At 69.2% G+C, this 22,298-nt stretch carries 20 protein-coding genes; 4 read left to right on the top strand and 16 right to left on the bottom strand.

Annotation, left to right across the window (positions count from 1 at the left end):
* Positions 1 to 1,186 precede the first annotated feature (1,186 nt).
* The gene (locus ACWHYQ_RS03970; protein ID WP_447974450.1) at positions 1,187 to 2,137 is read left to right on the top strand and encodes an NmrA/HSCARG family protein; all 951 of its coding nucleotides are present in this window, start codon (positions 1,187 to 1,189) and stop codon (positions 2,135 to 2,137) included.
* 240 nt (positions 2,138 to 2,377) lie between these two features.
* On the opposite strand, the gene ACWHYQ_RS03965 is transcribed toward ACWHYQ_RS03970, so the two are convergent.
* The 7 genes from ACWHYQ_RS03965 to ACWHYQ_RS03935 form a co-directional block, all read right to left on the bottom strand.
* Positions 2,378 to 3,160: a carbon-nitrogen hydrolase family protein gene (locus ACWHYQ_RS03965; protein ID WP_447974449.1), complete on the bottom strand. Its 783-nt coding sequence runs from the start codon at positions 3,158 to 3,160 to the stop codon at positions 2,378 to 2,380.
* A gap of 7 nt (positions 3,161 to 3,167) precedes the next feature.
* Positions 3,168 to 3,500, bottom strand: coding sequence for a PilZ domain-containing protein (locus tag ACWHYQ_RS03960; protein WP_447974448.1), 333 nt, complete (start codon positions 3,498 to 3,500; stop codon positions 3,168 to 3,170).
* Positions 3,501 to 3,595: 95 nt separating this feature from the next.
* Positions 3,596 to 4,174, bottom strand: coding sequence for a c-type cytochrome (locus ACWHYQ_RS03955; protein ID WP_447974447.1), 579 nt, complete (start codon positions 4,172 to 4,174; stop codon positions 3,596 to 3,598).
* Positions 4,146 to 5,432, bottom strand: coding sequence for a sulfite dehydrogenase (gene soxC, locus ACWHYQ_RS03950; protein ID WP_447974446.1), 1,287 nt, complete (start codon positions 5,430 to 5,432; stop codon positions 4,146 to 4,148). Before soxC ends, ACWHYQ_RS03955 begins: the two co-directional genes overlap by 29 nt.
* A gap of 15 nt (positions 5,433 to 5,447) precedes the next feature.
* The gene (locus tag ACWHYQ_RS03945) at positions 5,448 to 6,239 is read right to left on the bottom strand and encodes an energy-coupling factor transporter transmembrane component T family protein (RefSeq protein ID WP_447974445.1); all 792 of its coding nucleotides are present in this window, start codon (positions 6,237 to 6,239) and stop codon (positions 5,448 to 5,450) included.
* Entirely contained in the window at positions 6,236 to 8,689 is a 2,454-nt protein-coding gene (locus ACWHYQ_RS03940; protein ID WP_447974444.1) for an energy-coupling factor transporter ATPase, read from the bottom strand. The genes ACWHYQ_RS03945 and ACWHYQ_RS03940 overlap by 4 nt, the downstream gene beginning before the upstream one ends.
* 146 nt (positions 8,690 to 8,835) lie before the next feature.
* Entirely contained in the window at positions 8,836 to 9,003 is a 168-nt protein-coding gene (locus ACWHYQ_RS03935) for a hypothetical protein (protein ID WP_447974443.1), read from the bottom strand.
* A 355-nt stretch (positions 9,004 to 9,358) separates the two neighbouring features.
* On the opposite strand from ACWHYQ_RS03935, the gene ACWHYQ_RS03930 reads away from it, so the two are divergent.
* Positions 9,359 to 9,748, top strand: coding sequence for a hypothetical protein (locus ACWHYQ_RS03930; protein WP_447974442.1), 390 nt, complete (start codon positions 9,359 to 9,361; stop codon positions 9,746 to 9,748).
* A gap of 85 nt (positions 9,749 to 9,833) precedes the next feature.
* Here the strand turns inward: ACWHYQ_RS03930 and ACWHYQ_RS03925 are convergent, their stop codons facing one another.
* Genes ACWHYQ_RS03925 through ACWHYQ_RS03905 form a run of 5 tightly spaced genes read right to left on the bottom strand, consistent with a single transcriptional unit; the run spans position 9,834 to position 16,102 of the window.
* Positions 9,834 to 10,628: a 5-formyltetrahydrofolate cyclo-ligase gene (locus ACWHYQ_RS03925; RefSeq protein ID WP_447974441.1), complete on the bottom strand. Its 795-nt coding sequence runs from the start codon at positions 10,626 to 10,628 to the stop codon at positions 9,834 to 9,836.
* A 32-nt stretch (positions 10,629 to 10,660) separates the two neighbouring features.
* Positions 10,661 to 12,610 carry an AMP-binding protein gene (locus tag ACWHYQ_RS03920; RefSeq protein WP_447974440.1) on the bottom strand — a complete coding sequence of 650 codons (1,950 nt, stop codon included), beginning with the start codon at positions 12,608 to 12,610 and terminating at the stop codon, positions 10,661 to 10,663.
* Positions 12,610 to 13,773, bottom strand: coding sequence for a citrate/2-methylcitrate synthase (locus ACWHYQ_RS03915; RefSeq protein WP_447974439.1), 1,164 nt, complete (start codon positions 13,771 to 13,773; stop codon positions 12,610 to 12,612). The genes ACWHYQ_RS03920 and ACWHYQ_RS03915 overlap by 1 nt, the downstream gene beginning before the upstream one ends.
* Positions 13,754 to 14,665, bottom strand: coding sequence for a methylisocitrate lyase (gene prpB, locus ACWHYQ_RS03910; RefSeq protein WP_447974438.1), 912 nt, complete (start codon positions 14,663 to 14,665; stop codon positions 13,754 to 13,756). Before prpB ends, ACWHYQ_RS03915 begins: the two co-directional genes overlap by 20 nt.
* A 3-nt stretch (positions 14,666 to 14,668) precedes the next feature.
* Complete coding sequence (locus ACWHYQ_RS03905; protein WP_447974437.1) at positions 14,669 to 16,102, bottom strand: MmgE/PrpD family protein; 1,434 nt, start codon at positions 16,100 to 16,102, stop codon at positions 14,669 to 14,671.
* Positions 16,103 to 16,207: 105 nt separating this feature from the next.
* Here ACWHYQ_RS03905 and ACWHYQ_RS03900 point away from each other — a divergent pair, with 105 nt between their 5' ends.
* Both ACWHYQ_RS03900 and ACWHYQ_RS03895 read left to right on the top strand, forming a co-directional pair.
* Positions 16,208 to 16,987, top strand: a complete 780-nt coding sequence (locus tag ACWHYQ_RS03900) for an enoyl-CoA hydratase-related protein (RefSeq protein ID WP_447974436.1) — start codon at positions 16,208 to 16,210, stop codon at positions 16,985 to 16,987.
* A gap of 115 nt (positions 16,988 to 17,102) precedes the next feature.
* A complete protein-coding gene (locus tag ACWHYQ_RS03895) occupies positions 17,103 to 18,197 on the top strand; it encodes an AI-2E family transporter (RefSeq protein ID WP_447974435.1) in 1,095 nt (364 codons plus the stop codon).
* Here ACWHYQ_RS03895 and meaB read toward each other — a convergent pair.
* The 4 genes from meaB to ACWHYQ_RS03875 are packed head-to-tail and all read right to left on the bottom strand — an operon-like array spanning position 18,192 to position 22,296.
* Positions 18,192 to 18,953 carry a methylmalonyl Co-A mutase-associated GTPase MeaB gene (gene meaB, locus ACWHYQ_RS03890; RefSeq protein ID WP_447974434.1) on the bottom strand — a complete coding sequence of 254 codons (762 nt, stop codon included), beginning with the start codon at positions 18,951 to 18,953 and terminating at the stop codon, positions 18,192 to 18,194. The two genes, ACWHYQ_RS03895 and meaB, sit on opposite strands and share 6 nt — an antisense overlap.
* Entirely contained in the window at positions 18,953 to 19,876 is a 924-nt protein-coding gene (locus ACWHYQ_RS03885; protein WP_447974433.1) for a hydroxymethylglutaryl-CoA lyase, read from the bottom strand. The genes meaB and ACWHYQ_RS03885 overlap by 1 nt, the downstream gene beginning before the upstream one ends.
* Positions 19,877 to 19,879: 3 nt before the next feature.
* A complete protein-coding gene (locus ACWHYQ_RS03880) occupies positions 19,880 to 20,674 on the bottom strand; it encodes an enoyl-CoA hydratase-related protein (protein WP_447974432.1) in 795 nt (264 codons plus the stop codon).
* 8 nt (positions 20,675 to 20,682) lie between these two features.
* A complete protein-coding gene (locus ACWHYQ_RS03875) occupies positions 20,683 to 22,296 on the bottom strand; it encodes a carboxyl transferase domain-containing protein (protein WP_447974431.1) in 1,614 nt (537 codons plus the stop codon).
* Between the last annotated feature and the right edge of the window lie 2 nt (positions 22,297 to 22,298).

Genomic DNA, 22,298 nt, shown 5'->3' with positions numbered 1-22,298 from the left:
TGCGGTTGAAGATGTGGGAAGGGCCGGGCCGCCATAAAGCGGCGTGAGGCTGCTGATGGTTGCACTTCCTGACGCGTTTCAATAATCTCGGCACGTGCTTGAGCGATTGCGTGCGCTCATCAAAGCGCGCCGATACCGACTCACTCTGCACGCGGAACAGGAACGTGATGCGGACCAGATTACCATCGGCGAAATCGAGCAGGCCTTCTCTGGGGCCAGGGCCGAGGTCTGTAGTCAGTGCGGTGAAACGTTCTTGAAGCCCGCCGTACTTGAGCTGATGGACCGGTAGTGGCTGGAGGAAAAATCGGGAAAGCGCGCGTCAGTATCCCCCTCATCAGCTTGCCTGACAAAATCAACGCTTAACCGTGCCTGACGAACGGCGGCCACTCCATCTCGGCAGCTATTTCTTGAACAGATCGTGGAAGGCGCGCCGAGGGTCTTGGGGGGACCCCGATGCCGAGGAGGCTACGCGCTCCACGGTGACGCGCAGCGCGAAGAACGTGCATGCGTTGCGCGCGCGCTTGTCGGGGATACGCTCCGGGACCGGCTGGGTGCACTCGAACCGTTGGCCCGGCGCGAAGTGAGTGCACTGCTGGCAGGCGTGTAGCTCTGCGCGACACTTGGGACACTGGCCGGACCCATCGGTCATCGGCGGGAGGAGCGTCCCGCAGTCTGCGCAGCGGGAGACGGTTCGACTGGGAACCATCGCCGGCTTCCTCGGGGCCGACGGGCCCTCGGGTCTTCCCTGTCCCGCACGTTCGGATTCCCGATACCCCTGCTGGCGGTATTTTCGGTCCGTCATGGCTGTCACCCCGGGGGTTCCGGCTTCAGCCTACCCCAATGGGGAGCCTTCTGTCACGCATCACCTTCAAGATGTAGACAAGCCTTGATCGCGATCGAGCCGAGGCCGCTGCAGGGTGGCCGGATTTCTCGGCGGCGTTCGCGCCTGCACCCAGGATCACGGCGGAGTTGAAGGCTCAAGCCCAACCTGTCCCGCAGGGCACAGCTCGTCAGCCTCGGCGGGGCAAGCGGGGGCACGCGCTGCGACGCCGCGCCGTGCTCCCGTGCGGCCGCATTCCTCCACCGGTTGGAGGGTTTTCCCCTTGCGGCCGTGCCTCGGCCGTGGCTACAGTGGTCGAGCGAGACGCGGGCCGAAGGTCTGTGGGGACCAGGGGAGGGACACGCCATGGCGGACAAGCAGGTCATCGCGGTGGTGGGCGCGACCGGGATGCAGGGCGGCGGTCTGGTGCGCGCCATCTTGGAGGACAAGGTGAGCGGCTTCGTTGCGCGGGCGCTCACGCGCAACGTGAACTCGGACAAGGCGCGGGAGCTGGCCAGGCTCGGCGCGGAGGTGGTCGTTGCCGATCTGGACGATGCCGCCAGTCTCACGCGAGCCTTTGCGGGGGCCTATGGCACCTTCTGCCTGACCAACTTTTGGGAGCATTGCTCGCCGGAGAAGGAATTTGCTCAGGCCAACAACATGGCGCGGGCGGCGAAGGAGGCCGGCCTCCAGCACGTCGTCTGGTCCACGCTGGAGGATACGCGCCGCTGGGTCCCGCTCTCAGACGAGCGGATGCCGACGCTCATGGGCAAGTACAAGGTCCCGCACTTCGACGCCAAGGGGGAGGCCGACCGCCTGTTCACCGACCTCGGCGTGCCAACGACGTTCCTGCTCACGTCGTTCTACTGGGAGAACTTCATTCATTTCGGTATGGGGCCGAAGAAGGGCCCGGACGGCACGCTCGCGATCACGCTGCCCATGGACGACAAGAAACTGCCGGGGATCGCGGTTGAAGACATCGGCCGGTGTGCCCTCGGCATCTTCAAGAAGGGGCGCGAGCTGATCGGCAGGATCGTCGGCGTCGCCGGCGAGCATCTGACAGGGGCGGAGATGGCCGCCAAGCTCAGCCGGGCGTTAGGGCGGACGGTGCGCTACAACGCCGTGCCCCCGGAGGTGTACCGCAGCTTCGGGTTTCCTGGCGCCGAGGACCTCGGCAACATGTTCCAGTTCAAGCGCGACTTCAATGAGATTTTCTGCGGGGCGCGCGACCCCGCGGTCGCCCGCAGTCTTAACCCCTCGCTTCAGACGTTCGAGCAGTGGCTGGCGCGCAACAAGGCTCGCATCCCCATCGAGTAAGAGAGGCGACGCCGGCCCGTCGGGGATCCCGTATCGGTTCGCCGGCCACGGGGCGCTTAGCGTGTCCCGGGTGGCTCCTACGCTCACCCTGGCCCGAGCTCTGGCCGTTCCAGCATCACTCCTTCGTGTTAGTGAATGGCATGTGCACGGACAGATCCCACGTGTGCCTCGCACCACGACGGCTGCCGTGCTTCCCGGCACTTTGGAGGGATTGGGTCGGGCAAGCGGCGAGGAGGTGTGCTACAGCAGGATCTGCTGGTAGTCTGTTGTCGCCAGGGTGCCGGCCTGGAGATTCCAGTCCACGGTAAAGATCGCCGAGCGGTCGGACCGCAGGGACAGGAGCCTAGTCCCGTCCTTGGCCACCACGCTCTCGGCGGCGGTGAAGGTGAGGGTCCGGTCCGGCCCCGTCCGGTTGCAGACCAGGAGCGGGGCTCCGGTGTCCCGCGTGCAGCGTTCCCATTGGCCGTTCGGGCCGTGCAGCCCTGGCGCCCAGGCGGCCGCCGAGATCAGCATCTGCGCGCCCTGGGCTTGGAGACTTCGACAGATCCCCGGCGAATGGGCATCCGCGCAGATCAGGAGCCCGATCCAGCCGACGGGATTCACGAAGATGGGCGCGACTCGGTCGCCGGGAGTGGACCAGGCCTCCGACGCGGCGCGCAGCGCGTTGATTTTCCGATGCCTGCCGGCGATGGCGCCGGTCGGCCCGATCACGAACAGGCTGTTGTACAGCTTCTGGGAGCGCGGATCCCGCTCCGGATGAGAGAGGAACAGGGTAACCCGCAACCGGGCGGCCAGCCGGGCGACCACCGCCATCCACGGATCGGGTTGCGGCAGGATCCAGTCCGTCCTGATCTGATCGGCAAAGGCGTACCCGGAGACGCAGAGCTCGTGCGTCACGATCCAGACCGCCTTCAGCCGGGCCGCTGTGGTGATCGCCCGCTCGATGAGCCGCCGGTTGTGCGCAAGGTCGCCGGGCCGCGGCGCGAGGTGGAGCAAGGCGATGCGCAAGGCCGCTGGCGCCATGGCTGTTTCACCCGCCTGCCCGGGCCACGAGGTCCAGGAGCCGCTGCCGCTCCTCATGACGGTGGCGGACAAACTCCAGGCCGAACGCCAGCCCGGTGTCGCCCTCGCGCACCCACCGCACCGCGGCGTGGTCCACCTTGATCGTGTTGACCTCGTTCGGCAGCTTGATGAAGAGGGCGAGGTCGGTGCCGAGCCCCAGCGGGGTAGCGCTCGACATGGCGCAGCCGCTGACCGACAGGTTGAACAGCTTGCCGGTTTTCAAGCCAATGCCACGGCCCTCCGGCGTGGCAAAGAGCACGGTCAGCTCGACCGCAGTCCGTGGAGTCTCGCGCCGATCCATGTCGCTCTTCATGGAGGAGAGGCAGCAGGGTGGCCCGCACTGTACTCCAGTACCGTCATGCAAGGCAACTGCCGCGCCCGCGATCGGAAGTCCTGCTAGCGGGGATGGACATCCGGTCTCGGGTCCGGGACGAAGCCGTCCCGGTTGGGCATGCGGACGGCGGGGAGCGTTGTGGGATCCATGACGGCGTCCTCGGGGATGATGCCGTTGCGGTGGAGGATCCAGGCGACGAGCGCATAGACCTCGTCGGGCGTCAGCGACTGTGGGGCATTGTAGGGCATCGCGCGGCGGATGTAGTCGAACAGGGTCGTCGCGTAGGGCCAGTAGCTCCCGATGGTCTTGAGCGGCGCTTCGGAGGCCAGGGTGCCCTGCCCGCCAACGAGGCGGTCCCGCGGGCCCTCGGTTCCCGTGGGGCCGTGGCAGGCGGCGCAGCGCGCCGCGAAGATCCGTGCGCCCGCGTGGACCGTCCCGCGCCCCGGCGGCAGGCCCTCGCCCGTCGGCGCGATGTCAATGTCCCAGGCCCGGACCTCCGCGCCGGTCGCCGGCCGGCCCAGCCCGAGCGGGGGCTGGGCCTCCGGCGGCGCCGCGGCGGTCCATTCCCACAGGGCCAGCAGCGCCAGCCCGGCAAGCCCTGTCAGCGGTGACCTACACGTGGATGTTCTCCACCGTCCCATCGCGGGCGACCCTCCAAGAGTGGATGCCGTTGAAGTGATAGATCGAGTGCTGGCCGCGCACCGCGAGCAACGCCGCGCGTGTCGGCTGCACGTAGCCCGTCTCGTCGGTGCACCGGGACTGTAGGATCGCCTCCTGGCCGTGCCAGCGCCAGGGCAACCGGAAGCGTGTGTGGCATTTGGGGAGGACCGGCTCCTGCAGCGCCGCTGGCTGCCAGGTGCGCCCGCCGTCCGTGCTGACCTCCACCGAGGCGATGCGGCCGCGGCCGCTCCAGGCCAGGCCTCGGATCTCGACGAACCCCTTGGACAGGCGCTGGCCGCCGGAGGGGCTCGTGATCACGGACTTGGCCTCCATCACAAACGTGAACTGCCGGGCCGTGCCGTCTGGCATCAGGTCCGTGTAGTGCGAGGTCTCCTCCCGCGTCATCCAGGGGGCGGTGCCCAGCTTCAACCGGCGCAGCCACTTGATGCAGGCGTTCCCTTCCCACCCGGGTAGGAGCAGCCGCAGGGGATAGCCTTGCTCCGGGCGGAGCGCCTCGCCGTTCTGCGCGTAGCAGAGCAGCGCTTCGTCCAGGATCGGGGCCAGGGGGATGCTCCGGGTCATCGCGGCGGCGTCCGCACCTTCTGCCAGCATCCAGGTCGCCTCGGGCTTGACGCCGACCTCGCGCAGGAGCACGGCCAGGGGTACCCCGGTCCATTCGCTGGTGCTCATGAGCCCGTGGGACTGCTGCACCGTGCGGGCGCCCGGCTCGCCCCATTCGCTCGCGCTGTTGCCCGAGCATTCGATGAAGGCGAGCCGGGACACCGAGGGGAAGCGCCGCAGGTCGTCCATCGTGAAGATGAGCGGCCGCGCCACGAGCCCGTGGACCAGCAGCCGGTGCCGGGCGGGATCAATGAGCGGGACGCCGTTGTGGTGCCGTTCGAAGTGCAGGCCGGACGGGGTCACGATTCCGTCAAGGGCCTCCAGCGGCGTGAGCGAGTGGCTGAAGCTTGTGAGCCGCTGGGCCCGCTCGAACCGGGCCCGGCGTCCGTATTCGGTGGGAAGCGAGCCGGGGACGCGCGTCGGGTCCTCGGGGACCGGCGGCTCGTCGGCCCGAGCGCGCGGGACCACGAGCTGCGCGACGGTCAGTCCCGCGAGCGTGGCGGCGCCAGCCAGGAAGGCGCGGCGGTTGAGCCCGGGGCGGTGCGAGCGGGCCCTGTCCTCGGGCTGCCTCGTCGTTGGAGCCGAATGGCCGGTGTCTGCTGCGTCCTTGTTGTCCATCTTGGTCTCCGTCGGTCAGAAGGCGACCTCTACAATGCCATAGCCGCTCAGCCGAAGCCAGAGGCTGAGCAGCACCACGGCGCCGGTCAGGGCGAGGGCGGTGTAATCCGTCCCGCGCAGGCGCAGCTCCAGGAGCGTCTGCCGCCGCCCGCCGGGCCCGAAGCCCTTGGCCTCCAGCGCCATGGCCAGCAACCGGGTGTGCCGGAGCGTATGCCCGATCAGCGGGACGAGCAGGGGCGGATAGCGGAGCAAGCGCGCCATCACACTTCCCGCGGCGAGATCCAGCCCGCGCGACCGCTGGGCCTGGACGATCGCCGCCGCCGAGCCGATCAGGCTGGGGACCCACCGGAAGGCCAGGGACAGGGCGAAGCCCACGACGCCCGGCAACCCCAGCCGCTCGAGTCCCAGGGTGAGCTCCTCGATCGTCGTCGTCGAAAGCAGAAGGAGCCCGCCGATCAACATCAGGTCCAGGCGGAGCCCCATTCCCAGGCCGAAGAGGGCGGCCTCTTTAGTCAGCCGGAGCGTCCGCAGCTCGGCGAGCGGCGTCTTCCCCGTCACGAAGAAGGGCCAGAGCAGCAGGCAGTACAGGAACAGGAGCGTGAACAGCAGCCACAGCTTGCGAAGGTTGGCCCCGGCACGGGCCGCCGCGACGAGCGCCAGCGCGCCCCCGGTAGCCGCGGCCAGGTACCGCGGGTCGGAGAAGAGCAGGGCGACCGCAAAGAGGCCCGTGACGCTCAGGATCTTCGTCCGTGCGTCCAGCCGGTGGAGCCAGGTACCCCGGTCCAGGTAGAGGAAATACTGGGTCATGGCGTTGCGCTGCCGGTCGCGCGTGACGGTTTCACCAAGGCGGCCTGGATTTCTTCCACGGTCAGGAGTGTGCAACCCCAGCGCGCCGCGAATCGCGTGAGCGGCGGTACCGCGAGTCCCAGCTCGGCCGCCCGGTCGGCGGCCTGGCCCGACGGGCCGGCCAGGTGTCGGAAGATCGCGCGCGTCGCGCCGTCGGCGACGATCCGCCCGTCCCGCAGGACGATGCAGCGCCGCGCGTAGGCCGCGGCGAGGGAGAGCGTGTGCGTGATCATGAGCACGGTATGCCCTGCCCGGTTCAGCCGTTGGAGCATCCGCATCATGCGGTCGGTCTCCTCGGCGTCCAGGCCGGTGGTCGGCTCATCGAAGATTAGGACCGCTGGCCGGGCTGCGAGCACGGAGGCGACCGCCACTCGCTGGCGGTCGCCCTTGGTCAAGGAGAACGGGTCCAGCCGGCGGACCTCCGGCCGGTCCAGTCCTACCGCGTGCAACGCTGTGGTGACGCGCTTCTCGCACTCCTCCCGGGAAAGGCCTAGGTTGCGGACTCCGAAGGACACCTCGTGCTCCACCGTCTCGGCGAAAATCTGGTCGTCGGGGTCCTGGAAGACGTAGCCGACACGGGCGGCGAGCTGGCCGGCCCCGAGCCGGCGCGTGTCCAGTCCTTCGACGAGGACCCGGCCGCGGTCGGGCAGGTGAAGACCATTCAGGAGCTTGGCCAACGTGCTCTTTCCCGATCCGTTCTGGCCGATAAGCGCGACGAATTCGCCCGCCCGGATCGTGAGGGTGACGTCCGTCAGGACCGGGGCGCCGCGATCATAGCCATAGGACACCTCCTGGACCTCGATGATCGCCGGCGTCTCGGCGGCGGGCGGCGACTCCGGCGGGTCGGGCCGCGGGGCGAGGGTCAGCCGGTGGTCGTCGGTAAGCTGCCAGGCTTCCTCGACGGTGAGCGGGAGATCGGAGAGCCCGAGCCGGGCAAAGGCTTGCGCCAAGGGCAGGGGCCGCAGGCCGAGCTGCGCCGGGAGCTCGGCACGGTCGCCGCGGCCGAAGAGGTCCCGGGGCCGTCCCTCCCAGATCAGTTTACCCTGGTCGAGCACGCAGACTCGATCGACTGTCGCGGCCACCTCCGGGTCGTGCTCCACCAGGAGCAGCGCGGTGCCCGACGCCTTCAGCCGGGCGAGCAACGCCGTCAGTGCCCGGCGCCCGTCGGGGTCTAGGTCCGTGAACGGCTCGTCGAGCGCGACGAGCGCGGGCTCCCGGATCAGGATCGAGCCGATGACCAGCCGTTGGCGCTGGCCCCCGGAGAGCGAAAGCGGATTGCGCCGCTCCAGGCCCGCGAGGCCAACCAGCGCGAGCATCCGCGCGATCCGATCCCGCATCGCGGCGCGTGAGAGCGGCCGGCTCGCGTCGGCGGCCTGCTCCAACGGGAACGCCAACTCCGATTCGACGTTGGTCGAGACGAGCTGCGCCTGGAAGTCCTGGAAGACCAATCCGACCGTGCTGGCCTGCTGCCAGACAGGACGGGCGAGGGAGTCGTGCCCGCTCACGACGACCCGGCCGGACCACTCGCCGCCGAGCAGGCGGGGGATGAGCCCGTTGAGCGTGTAGCAGAGCGTGGACTTGCCCGCACCGCTCCGGCCCATCAGCGCCACTGACTCCCCGCGGTCCAGACGGAGCGACAGGTCGTGGAGCGCCGGCCGGGCCGAGCCCGCGTAGGTGAAGCAAACGTGCTGCAGGGCGACAATGGCAGGAGGAGACGTCTCCGACGCGGTGTCTTGCAGCCCCGTTCTTACCGCCGCCCCGTCGCGTCTCGCGTCTAACGTTTCACGAATATCCTCGTACCGGAGCCCCCACCGCTTCACGCGCTGGTGCAGAAAGCACAGCAGGGGTGGCGCCAGGAGCCACGACATGAAGACGTTGTTGAGAAAGATCGCAGCGGCCAGGACCGTAAACGGGACCAGGCCGAGCAGCTCCACGCCCCAGGCGATCGGCAAGGCGCAGGCGAGGGAGGCGGCGACGCAGACCAGCGCGAACTCCAGCACCTGCCTCCAGGAGCGGGGTTCGGGCTCTTGGCCGGAGGAGAGCGGGCCCAGGCGGCCCCAGAGCAGATAGGGGACGTAGCCGTACAGGAAGTTGCCGAGAAAGCCGAACAGGCTGGCCGGGCCCAACGTGCCGAAACAATCCCCAATGAGGTTGCCGAGCCCGGCGCCCCAGGCCGCGGCCGGGCCGAAGAGCAGGGAGGCGACGACCGGCAGGGCATTGGCGGGGCGCAGCTCGACGAAGCCGGGGATCAGCGGGATGCCAACCTTGAAAGGGATCAGGACGGCCGCATAGACGGCGGCGGTCTGCGCGACCAACACGATCAGGCGCGTGTCGCGCCAGACCCCGATGAGGTCGTCGAGATGCTGACGAGCCGAGCGCAGAGCGTCCCCCTTCGCGTGACGCGGCCGCATTATCGAACGGGCGATCCCTGGCGGTCAATGCGGCTGGCCTGGCTCGATGCTGCGCCTGAGGACGCCCGGCTCCTGCTCCTGTCACAGTACCAACTTCTCGTCCTTCTCCGGGCCTGAGTGCTGCGCCGGGCCCGTCGGCCGAGCGGCTAGCTCGGCTGGTTCTGTGTCGCCTGGCCCGACGCTGCGCGCTTCTCCTGTTCGACGACCGCGCCGCAGTTGACGCACCGCCAGACATGGAGCCATCCGTCCGGGCTCACCCGCAGATCGAAGATCTGATCGCTGACCATAAATCCGTTGCAGCGCCGGCACGTCATCGCCCTCACCTCCTTACTCATCCGCACGTCTGCTCCTGAGGGAGGTGCTGCCCGCCGCGGGGCGTCCGGCGAGTCGGAGTGCGGAAACGGAGCCAAGGGTTAGGGTTTGGCCGGAGGGCTCGAGCCGAGGGCCTCGGCGGCGGGCAGCTCCCAGAGGTTGAATAATGTCCCTGGCGCGACGATCAAGGGCCCGGCGGCTGGGCCTTGACTCCCGAGAAATCCGGATTACTGCAGTACGCGGTACGACGAGCCGGGCCCGGCGGCTCCGCCACGGAGGAGCCGCCGTCAGCGACCTGGCGTCGGTTCGACGCAACGCTTACAACAACTCTGGATCCAAGAAAGGAGGGACAGACGTATGCTGAAACGCGTCCTTATTGCGGGGTATGCCCTGTCCCTGCTCCTTGGCTGGGCGGTGCTGACCCCTACGACGGCTCACGCAGCCGGGTGGATCTCGCGGACCGACTCCTTTGCCGCGTCGTGGGTCAAGGAGATCGAGCAGGAGCTCTACAAGCAGGACTACCGCGAGATGTTCTTGAACGACCCTCGCACGCCGCAAGCCTCCGTGTTGAAGCTGCTCAATCAGGCCGCGATGGCGTACGACGAGAAGAATGAGAGCCTGGCGCAGCAGTTCGTGCGCGAGGCGATCAACGTGCTCGAGACGGGAGTCGCCAAGAACTATTACACCCAGGCGGATGTCGAGCCCATCATCAGGTATATCAAGTCCCACGTCCCCGTGAAGATGTGATCACGGCGCGCCGGGAGTGGTCGGTCGGCCTGCGCGGGCGCCGCCGGCCGCCTCCCGGGTGTGGGCAGGCGGGGGCGCCTACGGCTCAGCGGCGCGTGCCACGTGCTTTGGGCCGCCGGCCTGGTACCGGCAGGCGTGGGTTCCCTGCCGGAGCCCGTTCCCCGCGCGTCAACCGGTGCAATTCCTTGAGCACCGGCATTGCCTCAAGGTCCTCCGCGGTCAGCCGGCCCCATGCGACACCGGCAGGGGTCGGCGGTGGCCGCTTCACGTGGATCGTCTCCGTCGGCGTGACGATAACCGAGAGGGGCAAGTCGGTCGGATCCCACGGCAAGGCCTCCACGATCTGCACGTCGTGGACCGTCGTCGCGACCGGCACGGGCGGATGTCCCAGCTCGCGCAGGATCGCGTATTCGAGGTCGCTGTAGCCCTCACCTTTTCCGCACCGGCGTCCATCCCGCGTCACGGCCACGGATCCGCAGACAATGGCATCCAGCCTCGGCAGCTCGTCAAGGGGCACCTCCTCCGTCCAGCAGCCGCTCTTGGTGAGTGCCGCGGCCTCGGGAATTTTCTGAACCGGGATCTTCGCCGGATCGAGCTTCTTGAACCCGCCGTGCAACCGGGGCGTCGGGACGAAGACGGTGATCCCGCGGCGGAGCGCCTCTTCGCGTACGTGCCGTTGCGGTGCGTCGGGGTTCACCTTGATCCGTTGCGCGGACCGCCAGGGCTCCAGCTCGTACAGCCGCCGCGCCGCTTCCTGCGCCCCGGCGAAGTTGGGAATCCGGCCGTGTGGCGGGAAGGGGAACCGCGCCAACCCCTCCGCCTGGAGGCGATCCCAGACGGCCTGCCGGGCCTCGTCTTTGTCGGTGAAGCGCTGGGGCATGGACGTCACCTGGGCTCGCCCGCGATCACGGCTTAGCCCAGTGTTGGGTGCGAGCCGAGCTGGCGGATCACCGCGACGGCCTGCGGGTTCTCCAGGCTGGAGAGATCCCCCGGGTCTTGGCCCAGGAGGGCTGTCCGGATGACGCGACGCAGGATCTTGGCGTTCCGGGTCTTGGGCAGTTCGGGCACGACGTGGACGGCGGCCGGCCGGAGCGCTTTCCCCAACTGCTCCGCGACCCGGACGGTCAGCTCGCGCTCCAGTGCTTCGCCGGGGGCCCACCCGGGCCGGAGTACCACTAGGCAGACGAGCGCTTCGCCCTTCACGGGGTCCGGGACGCCCACCGCGGCGGCCTCGCTCACCGCAGGATGGCCGGTCAGGACCGCCTCGACTTCGGCCGGGCCGAGGCGCTTGCCGGCCACCTTGATCGTGTCGTCCGAACGGCCGAGGATGTACCAGAAGCCTTCCGCATCGGTCATGGCCCAGTCGCCGTGTACCCAGACCCCAGGCCACCGGGCCCAGTACGTCTCAAGGTAGCGTTCCGGGTCCCGCCAGAATCCCCGTGTCATGCCGGGCCAGGGCTTCGTCACGACCAGCTCGCCGACCTGCCCGCGGACGGGCCGGCCCTCGGCGTCGAAGATCTCCACGGCCATCCCGAGACAGGGACCAGTAAAGGCGCAGGGCTTGCCGGGTTGCAGGACCGTGCCGCCCAGGATGCCGCCCGAGATCTCCGTGCCACCGGAGTAGTTGATGATCGGGCAGCGCCCGCCGCCGACCTCGTGGAAGAACCAGCGATAGGCCTCCGGGGTCCACGGCTCGCCGGTGGACCCCAGGACGCGAAGCGAGCTAAGGTCAGCCCGCCGCAGTGACGCCTCTCCGTGCCGCATAAGCGCCCGGACGGCGGTGGGCGCCAGGCCCAGGATGGTCACCCGGTGCCGCTCGATGAGTTCCCAAAGCCGGCCCGGATGCGGCCAGTCGGGTACTCCCTCGTACAACAGGACGGTCGCTCCCAGAGTCAGGGCGCCGAGGATCTCCCAGGGGCCCATCATCCAGCCCATGTCGGTAAGCCAGAACAGGGTGTCGTCCGGCTGGAGGTCGAAGTGGAAGGCCAGGTCATGTGTGGCCTTGATCGGGAACCCGCTGTGGACGTGCACGGTGCCCTTGGGGCGCCCGGTCGTGCCCGACGTGTAAAGGATCATGAAGGGCTCGTCGGCCTCCGTGTCCTCGGTGGGCGGAAGATCCGCCTCGGCCTCCGTGCCTCCGGGCCACCAGACATCGCGGCCAGCTTGCCAGGACACCGGACAGCCGGTTCGTCGCACGACCAGCAGGTGCTCGACCGTCGGGCACCGTGCGGCCGCCTCGTCGGCGACCGGCTTCATCAGCACCACACTGCCGCGCCGGAAGCAGCCGTCGGCGGTGACCAGCAGCTTGGCCTCGCAGTCCTGCACCCGTGCCGCCACGGCCTCTGCGCCGTAGCCGGAGAAGACCGGCATGAAGACGGCCCCCAGCTTGGCGCAGGCCAGCGCGAGCAAGACTGTTTCGGGAAGCATAGGGAGAAAGAGCGCCACGCGGTCGCCCCGCCCGATGCCCAGACGCCTGAGGATGGCCGCCGCGCGGGACACCGCCGCATCCAGCTCCCGGTAGGTGAGGATTCGTTGCGTTCCATCTTCCCCCTCCCAGCGGATCGCCGCGCGAGCGGCATCTAGCCCGGCCCGGTGCTTCTCCACGCAGTTGTGCACGAGGTTGAGGCCGCCGTCCACGAACCAGCGCGCCCAGGGGAGCCCCCGGCTCAGGTCCAGGACCCGGGTGTACGGACGGGTCCAGGCGATCCCCATCTCCTCCAGGGCCGCCGGCCAGAACCAATCTGGCTCGGCGATCGAGCGGGCGTACAGCGTGGGATAGTCGGCGATCCGATGGCGCTGCATGAAACGGGCGAGTCGGCTCCGGCGGACGACTTCGGGGGAGGGTTGCCAGAGGGCCGTCATCAGCGGTGCTCGATGCGGACGAAGGCTTGGGGCGGCGGCCCGGTGTAGCGGCTCCGGGGCCGGATCAGCCGGTTGTGGTCCTGTTGCTCGATGATATGCGCGCACCAGCCCGTGATGCGGGAGCAGACGAAGACAGGGGTGTAGAGCTCGCGCGGGATGCCCATGAGGAGATAGGTGACCGCGGTGTAGAAGTCCAGGTTGGGATAGAGGCCCTTCTCCTCCCGCATGACCCGTTCCACGATCGTCGCGATCTCGTACCAGCGGGTGTCGCCGCAGGCGCGGCTGAGCGCCTCCGCATGCCGCTGGATGATGCCGGACCGAGCGTCGCCGGTCTTGAGCACCCGGTGCCCGAAGCCCATGATCCGCTGTTTCCGGGCCAGCGCGTCCCGCACCCAGCGCTCGGCCCGGTCCCGGGTCTTGATCTCCAGGAGCATGGCTGCGACCGCCTCGTTCGCGCCCCCGTGGAGCGGCCCCTTGAGCGCTGCGATGGCGGCGGTGACGGCCCCGTGCAGGTCCGTGAGGGTGGAGGCGGCGACCCGGGCCGCGAAGGTCGAGGCGTTGAACTCGTGCTCGGCGTAGAGGATCAGCGAGACATCGAGGACTCGCGCCATCGCGCGGGCCAAGTCGTCGCCGGAGCCCTGCGGGGCCTGGTCGGTCAGCAGGTACAGCAGATTCTCGGTGAACCCCAGGTCTTCCCTGGGCCGGACCTGCCGCTTGCCGTGGGCCAGGCGGTAGGCCGCAGCGATGATCAGCGGGATCTGCGCCAGCAGGCGGACCGATTTCCGGAGGTTCGCCTCGTGGGAGCCGTCGGCCCCGTCCGGGTCGGTCATTCCGAGGAGCGAGACGCCGGTCCGCAGGAGGTCCATCGGGTGGGCGTCCGGCGGGACGACGCCGATGAAGGCCTCCACCGGGCCGGGCAGCGCGGCATGGCGCCGGACCTGTCCGGTAAAGTCGTCCAGCTCCTTGCGCGTCGGCAGCTTGCCGAACAGGAGCAGATAGGCGACCTCGAGGAAGGAGGCCTGCTCCGCCAGGTCGCCGATTGCGTACCCGCGATAGCGGAGTCCCGCCGCGCCCTCGTCAATCGAGCAGAGGGCGGTCTCGCCTGCGATCACCCCCTCCAGCCCCGGCGAATAGGCCAGCTTGTCAGGCAGTGTCTCTGCCATGTCGCTCGTGCAGGTCCCGATCCACCCGTTCGTAGTCCGCGTAGCGCAGCAGGTCGTAGAGCTGTTGCCGGGTTTGCAGCTTGCCCAGCGACTCGCGTTGGGTGCCGAGGTGCTTGAGCTCGATCAAAAGACCTTCAACCGCCTTGGCCGCGGCCCGCAGCGCTGTCACCGGAAAGAGGACGAGCCGGTAGCCCAGCGCGGCGAACTCCTCCACGGTCAGATAGGGCGTCTTCCCGAACTCCGTCATGTTGGCTAGGAGCGGGACCTTCACGCCGTCCCGGGCGAGGGCCTCCGCAAAGCCCCGGAACTCGTCCTGTGACTCCAGGGCCTCAGGGAAGACTGCGTCGGCGCCCGCCTCGACGTAGCAGCGCGCCCGGCTCACTGCGCCCTCGAGCCCCTCGACGGCGCGCGCGTCCGTTCGGGCCACGATCAAGAAGTCCGGATCCTCCCGCGCGCGGACGGCGGCGGCGATCTTGGCAGCCATGGTGTCCGGTGTCACCAGCCGCTTGCCTGGGAGGTGGCCGCACTTCTTCGGCAGCTCCTGGTCCTCGAGATGCAGGCCGGCGAGCCCCGCCCGCTCGAATTCCCGGACCGTCCGCATGACGGTGAGCGGCTCGCCGTAACCCGTGTCGGCGTCGGCCAGGACGGGGAGCGCGACCGCGTTCGCGATCGTCCTGGCGTCGGCGACGACTTCGCTCATCGAGAGCAGCCCGATGTCCGGGAGCCCGCGGGACGCGGCCAACGCAGCGCCGGAGACGTAGAGTGCCTCGAAGCCGGCGCGCTCGATCTGGAGCGCGGTCAGCGCGTTGAACGCACCGGGCAGGACGACGGGCCCGCGGGCGATCAGCTCCCGCAGGCGGCGCGCCTTCGTAAGGTGTCTCCCGCCCGTCATCCGTCACCGGGTACCCGTTGCATGCTTCGAAGCAACGGGTGTGCGCGTCACGATCCGGAGCAGCGGCATCAGCTCGCCGATGTCCCCGCAGCGATCCAGCTTCCAGACGAAGTCAATGACCTTGCCGGCCCGGGCACGGTCGAGCGTGCCGGCGGCCAAGAACCGAAACTTCTCTTCCACCTCCCGGTCCGACATGGGGTTGCGCGGGTGGCCAAGGGGGAAGTCCACCTGCTTGACGTATTCCTTGCCCGCGCCGGTCCGGACGGTGAGGCGCGTCGGCATCGCCTGCGGATACCACCCGGCGAAGTCCTCCAGCTCGACCACGCGCACCTTCTGCATGAGCGCCTGGACGTCCGCCCTGCGCAGCCGCTTCGGCGTAAAGGATTCCAGCGTGACGGTGCCGTCCAGCAGCGCCACGGCCACGCAGTAGGGAAAGCTATGGTCGGCGGTCTCGCGCGTGGCGGGGCGCCACTTCTCGGGATCGCGCCCAATGATCTCGATCGCCACGTCGTAGCTCCCGATCTCCACCTCCGTGATGCCCGCCAGGCCCGCGCGCCCTTCGGCGTCGAGCAGCGAGTCCCGCACGACGAGGGCGGCCTCGACCGCCGTCTGCGCATGGTACTCGACCGGATAGTGCTTGATGTAGGTGTCGAGGATTTTGAACGGCGCGGGCGCCCCGCCGGCCTCGCGCTCGCCGCCGAATGCACCCAGCTCCAGCGGGCCTGAGACCAGCTTCATGAAGCCCTTCTCGCCTTCGAAGATCGGCGAAGGCCCGGTCATGCCCTCCCGCGCAAGCCCTGCGGCGAAGACGCCGTTGCGGGCGGCGTTGGAGAACGCGCAGGCCTTCCACATCGAGAGGTCGCCGACCCGGGTCTGCCGGAGCGCCACGTTGGCCACGGTGGCGAGGTTCACCGCCTGCACCGTCTGGGCCCGGGACAGCTTCCAGACCTTGGCCACGCCGAGGGCCGCGCTGATCGGGCCATAGGTGACGTGGTCCCAGCCGCGCGGGCGCAGCGCCGCCGCGTCGCAGAGGCGGCAGTGGACCTCGTAGGCCAGGGCGAGCGCCTGGATCACCTGCCGGCCCGAGGCCCCGACCGCCTCGCCAGCCGCCAGAACCGCGGAGAGGTTGTCCGAGGGATGAGCCGGCTCCCGGGAGAGATACGTATCGTTGAAGTCGAGATAGCGGACGAGCGCCCCGTTCGCGAAAGCCGCAAGGTCCGGCAAGGTCTTATACCGCGTGCCCCACAGGGTCGCGCCGCCTGGCCCCGTCACGACTCGGGCGACCCGGCGAGCGATCCGGCACGGAGGGGCGTCCCAGGCGCCGAAGGCGCAGCCCAGGCTGTCCAGCATCCGGCGCTTGACTTCGTGGACGACGTCAGCGGGCAGGCGGGCGGCGGAAAGGAAGTGCGCGTAGTCGGCCAACCGATCCGCAATCACGGAGGCGATACCTCCAATGGAGGCTATTCTAACACACCGTCATGACGGAGGAGCGCATTTCTGCTAGGATGGGACGACGGACCCGGCGCAAGGGGGGAAAGAAATATGGCCGATGCCTATGTGACCGTGACCACCCAGGACCGCATCGCCACCGTGACTTTGGACAACCCGCCCTCGAACGTGCTCAACACCGCGGTGCTGGTCGAGCTGGATCACCTGTTCAGCACGCTGGAGGCGGACCGAGCCGTGCGGGTGGTCGTCCTGACCGCGGCCGGCCGGTTCTTTTGCCCCGGCGCCGACGTCAAGGAGATCGCCACGCTGCAGACTGCCCACCAGGGCTTCGAGTTCTCCGCCCGCGGCCAGGCGTTGCTCAACCGGATCGAGCGGTTCGACAAGCCGGTCATCGCGGCGATCACCGGCGCTTGCTTCGGCGGCGGCCTCGAGCTGGCGATGGCCTGCCACATGCGCGTGGCCGCGGCCGGGATCTCGCTCGGCCTACCCGAGATCAAGTTGGGCCTCATCCCGGGGTTCGGCGGGACGCAGCGGCTGCAGCGGATTATCGGTCCGTCCAGGGCAGCCGAGCTGATCCTCACCGGCGAAGCCATCACCTCGGAGGAGGCACTCACCTTGGGATTGGTCAACCGCGTAGTGCCCGCTCAGGAGGTTGTGGCGCAGGCGAAGGTGCTGGCTGGTCTGATCACGAACAAGGGCCGACTGGCCACCCAGGCGGCGCTCCGGGCGATTCGGACCGGGCTCGACAGCCCGCTAGCGGAAGGGCTTGCGCGCGAGGCCGAGCTGTTCGGCGAGCTGTGCGAGACTCCTGAGAAGAAGGAGGGCACGACCGCCTTCCTCGAGAAGCGCAAGCCGATCTTTCCCGATTCCTGAGCCTTTATCGCGCCCTGCGCCGGCAATCCATGCAACGCCTCCTTCATCAGGCTCCGATCCCTTGTCCGTCGGCCAGGCCGGGCCGTCCCGGTTGTTGGTTGACGGACCCGGTGGTATGACGCGCCGCCAGGTCTTCACGGTCTGCTTCTTTGCGGCGGTCGCGCTCCTCCTCTACCAACTCGCGCTGGTCTTTCAGCCGTTCCTCTGGCCAGCGCTCTGGGCCGCGATCCTCGCGCACCTCGCCATGCCTGCCCACGTGCGGCTCGCCCGCCTAGCGGGCGGGCGCGACGGCGTCGCCGCCGCCCTCCTGACCGCCGCGATCATGGTCCTCGGCGTCGTGCCGGTCCTGATCCTGGGCCTGCTCCTGGTCCGCGAGGTCGGCTCCGCCTACGCGGCCCTGACCGAGTGGATCCGGGCCGGGGGCATGCAGCAGCTCCTCGGCGAACTCGGCTCCGGGACGCTTGGCGGGCCGCTCCTGCAGCCCCTGTGGAGTTGGTCGCTGGTGACGCCAGAGAAGCTGGAGGCCTTTCTGCTCCAGAGCGGCCGGGTGCTCAGCGAGTTCGTGGTGAACCAAGCCGCAGGCCTTGTGACCAACGCCTTCCGGCTGGCGGCTGACTTCTTCGTCATGATCTTCACCCTGTTCGTCCTCTTCCGGGACGGTCGCCGGCTCTACGCGGCCCTGTACCAGGTGATCCCGCTCGATCACGCCCATAAGCAGCGGATCTTCACCCGGCTGGACGAGACCTTGCGGGCGGTAGTCAAGGGGGTGCTCCTGACGGCGGTCGTGCAGGGCCTGCTCGCCGGTGTCGCCTACGCGACCCTCGGCGCGCCGTTCCCAGTCTTCCTGACGGCCATGACCATGGTGCTGGCCCCGCTGCCCTTCGGCGGGACGGCCTTGGTGTGGGCACCGGTCGCGCTGTCCCTCTATTGGGCGGGACCGCTGTGGAAGGCGCTGGTGATGCTGGGCTGGGGCGCCGGGGTGGTAACGCTGGCGGACAACATCCTCAAGCCCCTGGTGATCGGCCAGGGGGCCCGGATCCCCGCCGTCGCCGTGTTCTTCGGCGTGCTCGGCGGCCTGGCGGTCTACGGCCTCATCGGCATCTTCCTGGGGCCGATCCTCGTGGCGCTGCTGCTGACGGCGCTTGAGATCTACCGTGAGGAGTACCTGCCGCAGGACGAGCCGGCTGGGCCGGCGGTCTCAGGCTCATGACGACCCGCTGGGCTGGAGCGCGGCGATGGCCTCGACCAGCTCAGGAATACCCTCGCCCTTGAGGGCGACCGTGCGGAGGACCCGCGGCACCCAGCCGGCCAGGTCGCGGACTGTCGCGTCCGCGCCCTCGTGGTCGCCCTTGTTCACCACGACGAGGTCCGCAACCTCCAGCAGCCCCGCCTTCATGGCCTGCACCTCGTCCCCGAGCCCAGGGGCCACGACCACCACAACCGTGCGAGCGAGGTGTCGGATACCCACCTCTTGCTGCCCGACCCCGATGGTCTCGATGAGGATCGTCTCGTAGCCGGCCGCCGCCAGCACCCGGACAGCCTGGCCGGTCGCCCGCGCGATGCCGCCCTGGTGGCCACGGGTCGCCATGCTGCGGATGAACACGCCGCGGTCCGCCGCGTGCGCCTGCATCCGAATCCGGTCGCCCAAGAGGGCGCCGCCGGTGACCGGGCTCGACGTATCCACGGCGAGGATGGCGACGCGCTTGCCCTGCCGCCGGTAGGCGGTGACGAGTTGGTCTATCACCGTGCTCTTGCCTGCGCCGGGATAGCCGGTGATCCCGACGATCTGGGCCGGCCTGGCCGGTGCCGGTAATCGCTCCAGCACAGCGAGCCCCTCCGGCTCCTGGTTCTCCAGCAGGCTGATCGTCCGGGAGATGGCCCGGACCGCTCCGGCTGCGACCTGCTGCGCCAGAAGCGAGACATCCAGGGGGCTTCTGTTGTGCGGACCGGACGTGGGCGCGGTCATCAGCCATCTTCCTTGTCCGGCCCTGGGCCACAGACCTGAGCGAGGTGGGACCGCAAGGCATGTCCCAAGGCCGCGCTGAGCTGCCGCGCCGCGTCCACCACGCGCAGCTCGTCCACCAAAACGGTCGCGCCTGAGGCTTTGAGCGCATAGACGAGGTCCTCAGTGGCCACGTTCCCGGTTGCCCCCGGCGCATAGGGACAGCCTCCCAGGCCTCCGGCGGAGCTGTCGAAGGCGGTGAGACCGTACTCCCCCCAGGCGGTCAGGGCGTTGGCCACGGCCATTCCGTAAGTGTCATGGAAATGCAAGGCCAGGCCGGCCCGGCCCAGGTGGGGCAGCACGGCGTCCAGCAACCGCCGCACGTCCGCGGGCGAGGCCTTGCCGATCGTGTCGCCTAACGAGATCTCCTCCACGCCGAGGTCCAAGAGCCGGCGCGTGACCTCCAGCACACGCGCGGGCGGGATTCGGCCCTCGTAGGGGCAGAACACCGCGCTCGAGACATAGCCGCGCGTCGCCATCCCCTCCCGTTTCGCCGCAGCGACCACCGGCTTGAAGCGGTCGAGCGACTCCTGGATCGTGGCGCGGATGTTGCGCTGGACGAAGGTCTCCGAGGCTGCGGTGAAGACCGCGATCTTCTGCACGCCCGCCGCGCGGGCGCGCTCCAGGCCGCGCTGGTTGGGCACCAATGCCGAGTAGGTCACGCCGGGCACCCGCTCGATCTTGCGGAACACGTCGTCGGAGTCCGCGAGCTGCGGGACGGCGCGTGGCGAGACGAACGCGCCGGCTTCGATCTCCCCGACCCCGGTCCGCGCCAGGGCGTTGATGAACGCGACCTTGGCCTCGGTGGGGACCGGCCGCGGCTCGTTTTGCAGCCCGTCGCGCGGGCCGACTTCGATGATCCGGATCGGTCCGGTCGGCTGCGCCATACTTTACCCTGTGCCGCGGGCCCAGGCCGGCGGGCGCTTCTCGAAGAACGCGCGCAGACCCTCGCTGGCCTCCGGCGAGAGCCGGGCCTGGACATTGGCCTGGGCGCAAGCCGCCGATCGCTCTGCGTCCGGGAGCGAGGCCAGGCGGCGGAGCAACGCCTTGGTGGCACGAACGGCCTGAGGGCCCGCCCGTTGGATCGCTCCGACCAACTCGTCGGTTCTTTTATCGAGGGCGTCCTTCGGCACCACGTCGTGGACGAGACCGGCCTGTCGGGCCACGAGGGCGGAGAAGGACTCGCCGGTCAGGGCGTAGCGCCGCAAGAAGGATTCCCCCACCCTTCGCAGCAGGTACGGCAGGATGATCGCTGGGACCAATCCCAGGCGGGCTTCGCTGAGCGCGAAGACGGTCTCCTCAGCGGCGACGGCGATGTCGCAGACGGCGACCAGCCCCACGCCGCCGCCGAACGCGGCGCCGTGGATGCTGCCGATCACCGGGCAGGGACACTCGTCGATCGCCTGGTACAGGCGGGTCAGCCGGTCCGCATCGTCCCGCGCCTGCGCCTCCGACACCGGCGTCTCCGGCCGCAGCCAGCGCAGGTCCGCTCCCGCGCAAAAGGCGGGGCCCGCCCCGGCGAGGACAATGGCTCGGAGCCTGGGGTCCCGGCCGAGGGCTTCGGCAGCGTCGCGCAGCTCGACGGCCATCTGCGCATCGAACGCGTTGCGCCGCTCCGGCCGCTTCAGGGTGACATGTGCGACCCCCTCGCGAGTCTCCACCGCGATCGCCGTCCCGCAGCCCATCCTTCGCCTCACATCCGGAAGACCGGGGCCCGGGTCTCGCGGACCGGCGCCGCCAGGGCGACATCGAGACACAGGCCGAGCACGCGCCGGGTGTCCACGGGATCCAGGATCCCGTCGTCCCAGAGCCGCGCCGTGCTGAAGTACGGGCTGCCTTCCTGCTCGTATTGCTGGTGGATGCCGTCGGCGATCCGTCGCTCTTCCGCCGCGGACAGGGGCGGCCGGCCGCGCTCGCCCTGCTGGTGCTTGATCGTCGTCAGCACCTGCGCGGCCTGCGCGGCGCCCATCACCGAGATCCTGGCGTTCGGCCAGGTGAACAAGAACCGCGGCGCATACGCCCGCCCGCACATCGCATAGTTGCCCGCACCGTGCGAGGCGCCAATGATCACGGTGAGCTTCGGCACCTCGGCGGTCGCGACGGCCTGCACCATCTTGGCCCCGTCCTTGATGATCCCGCGCGCCTCGTACTCTTTTCCGACCATGAAGCCCGGCACGTTCTGGAGGAAGATCAGCGGTACGCGGCGCTGGTTGCACAGTTGGACGAAATGGGCACCCTTGAGCGCAGCTTCGCCGAAGAGGATGCCGTTGTTTGCGAGGATGCCGACCAGATGGCCCATCCAGTGCGCGAACCCGCAGACGAGCGTAGGGCCGTATCGGGCCTTGAACTCGTGAAACCGGCTCCCGTCCACCAAGCGGGCGATGACCTCCCGCGCTTCGATGGGCTGGCGCGGGGTGCTCGGGATGAGGCCGTACAGCTCGTCCGCCGGATACAGGGGCTCCTCGATCGCCGTGCGGTCCGCGTGGCGGAGCTTGACAGGTCGGCGGCCCAGCGTGGCCACGATGGACCGGCAGAGCGCCAGGGCCTCCCGATCGTTGTCGGCCAGATGGTCGCTGACGCCGGAGAGCCGCGTGTGCACATCCGCGCCGCCGAGTTCTTCCGGGGTCACCTCTTCGCCGGTCGCGGCCTTGACCAGCGGCGGGCCCGCCAAGTAGATCGTGCCGGTCCCTCGCACGATCACGTTTTCATCGCACAGGGCCGGCACGTACGCCCCACCGGCGGTGCACATGCCCATCACCACGGCGATCTGGGGGATGCCCAGCGCGGACATCCGCGCCTGGTTGTAGAAGATGCGGCCGAAGTGCTCCTTGTCCGCAAAGACTTCGGCCTGCAGGGGGAGGAAGACCCCGCCGGAGTCCACCAGGTAGATCGCCGGGAGCCGGTTCTCCAGCGCGATCTCCTGCGCGCGGAGATGCTTCTTGATCGTGATGGGGAAATAGGTGCCGCCTTTGACCGTCGCGTCGTTCGCGGCGATGACGCAGGGTCGCTTCGCGATATAGCCGATGCCCGTGATAAGACCGGCGGCGGGGACCTGGTTGTCGTAGAGGCCGAAGGCGGCGAGGGGGCTCAGCTCCAGCCAGGGGGCCTGCGGATCGAGGAGTGCGGCGAGCCGCTCGCGGGCCGTGAGCTTCCCGCGCTGCTTGTGGAGGGCGACGGCGTCGGGAGGCCCACCGGCCTGGACCTGTGCGAGGTGCTTCTTGAGGTCGGCGAGCAGACCCTGGTAATGGGCACGATTCCGCTTGAAGTCTTCAGAGGCCGGCGCGACGGCTGTCTGCAGCACCCGCATGG

This window comes from Nitrospira sp. Kam-Ns4a (genome assembly GCF_965152595.1).
This window is presented reverse-complemented; position numbering and strand designations above follow the sequence as displayed.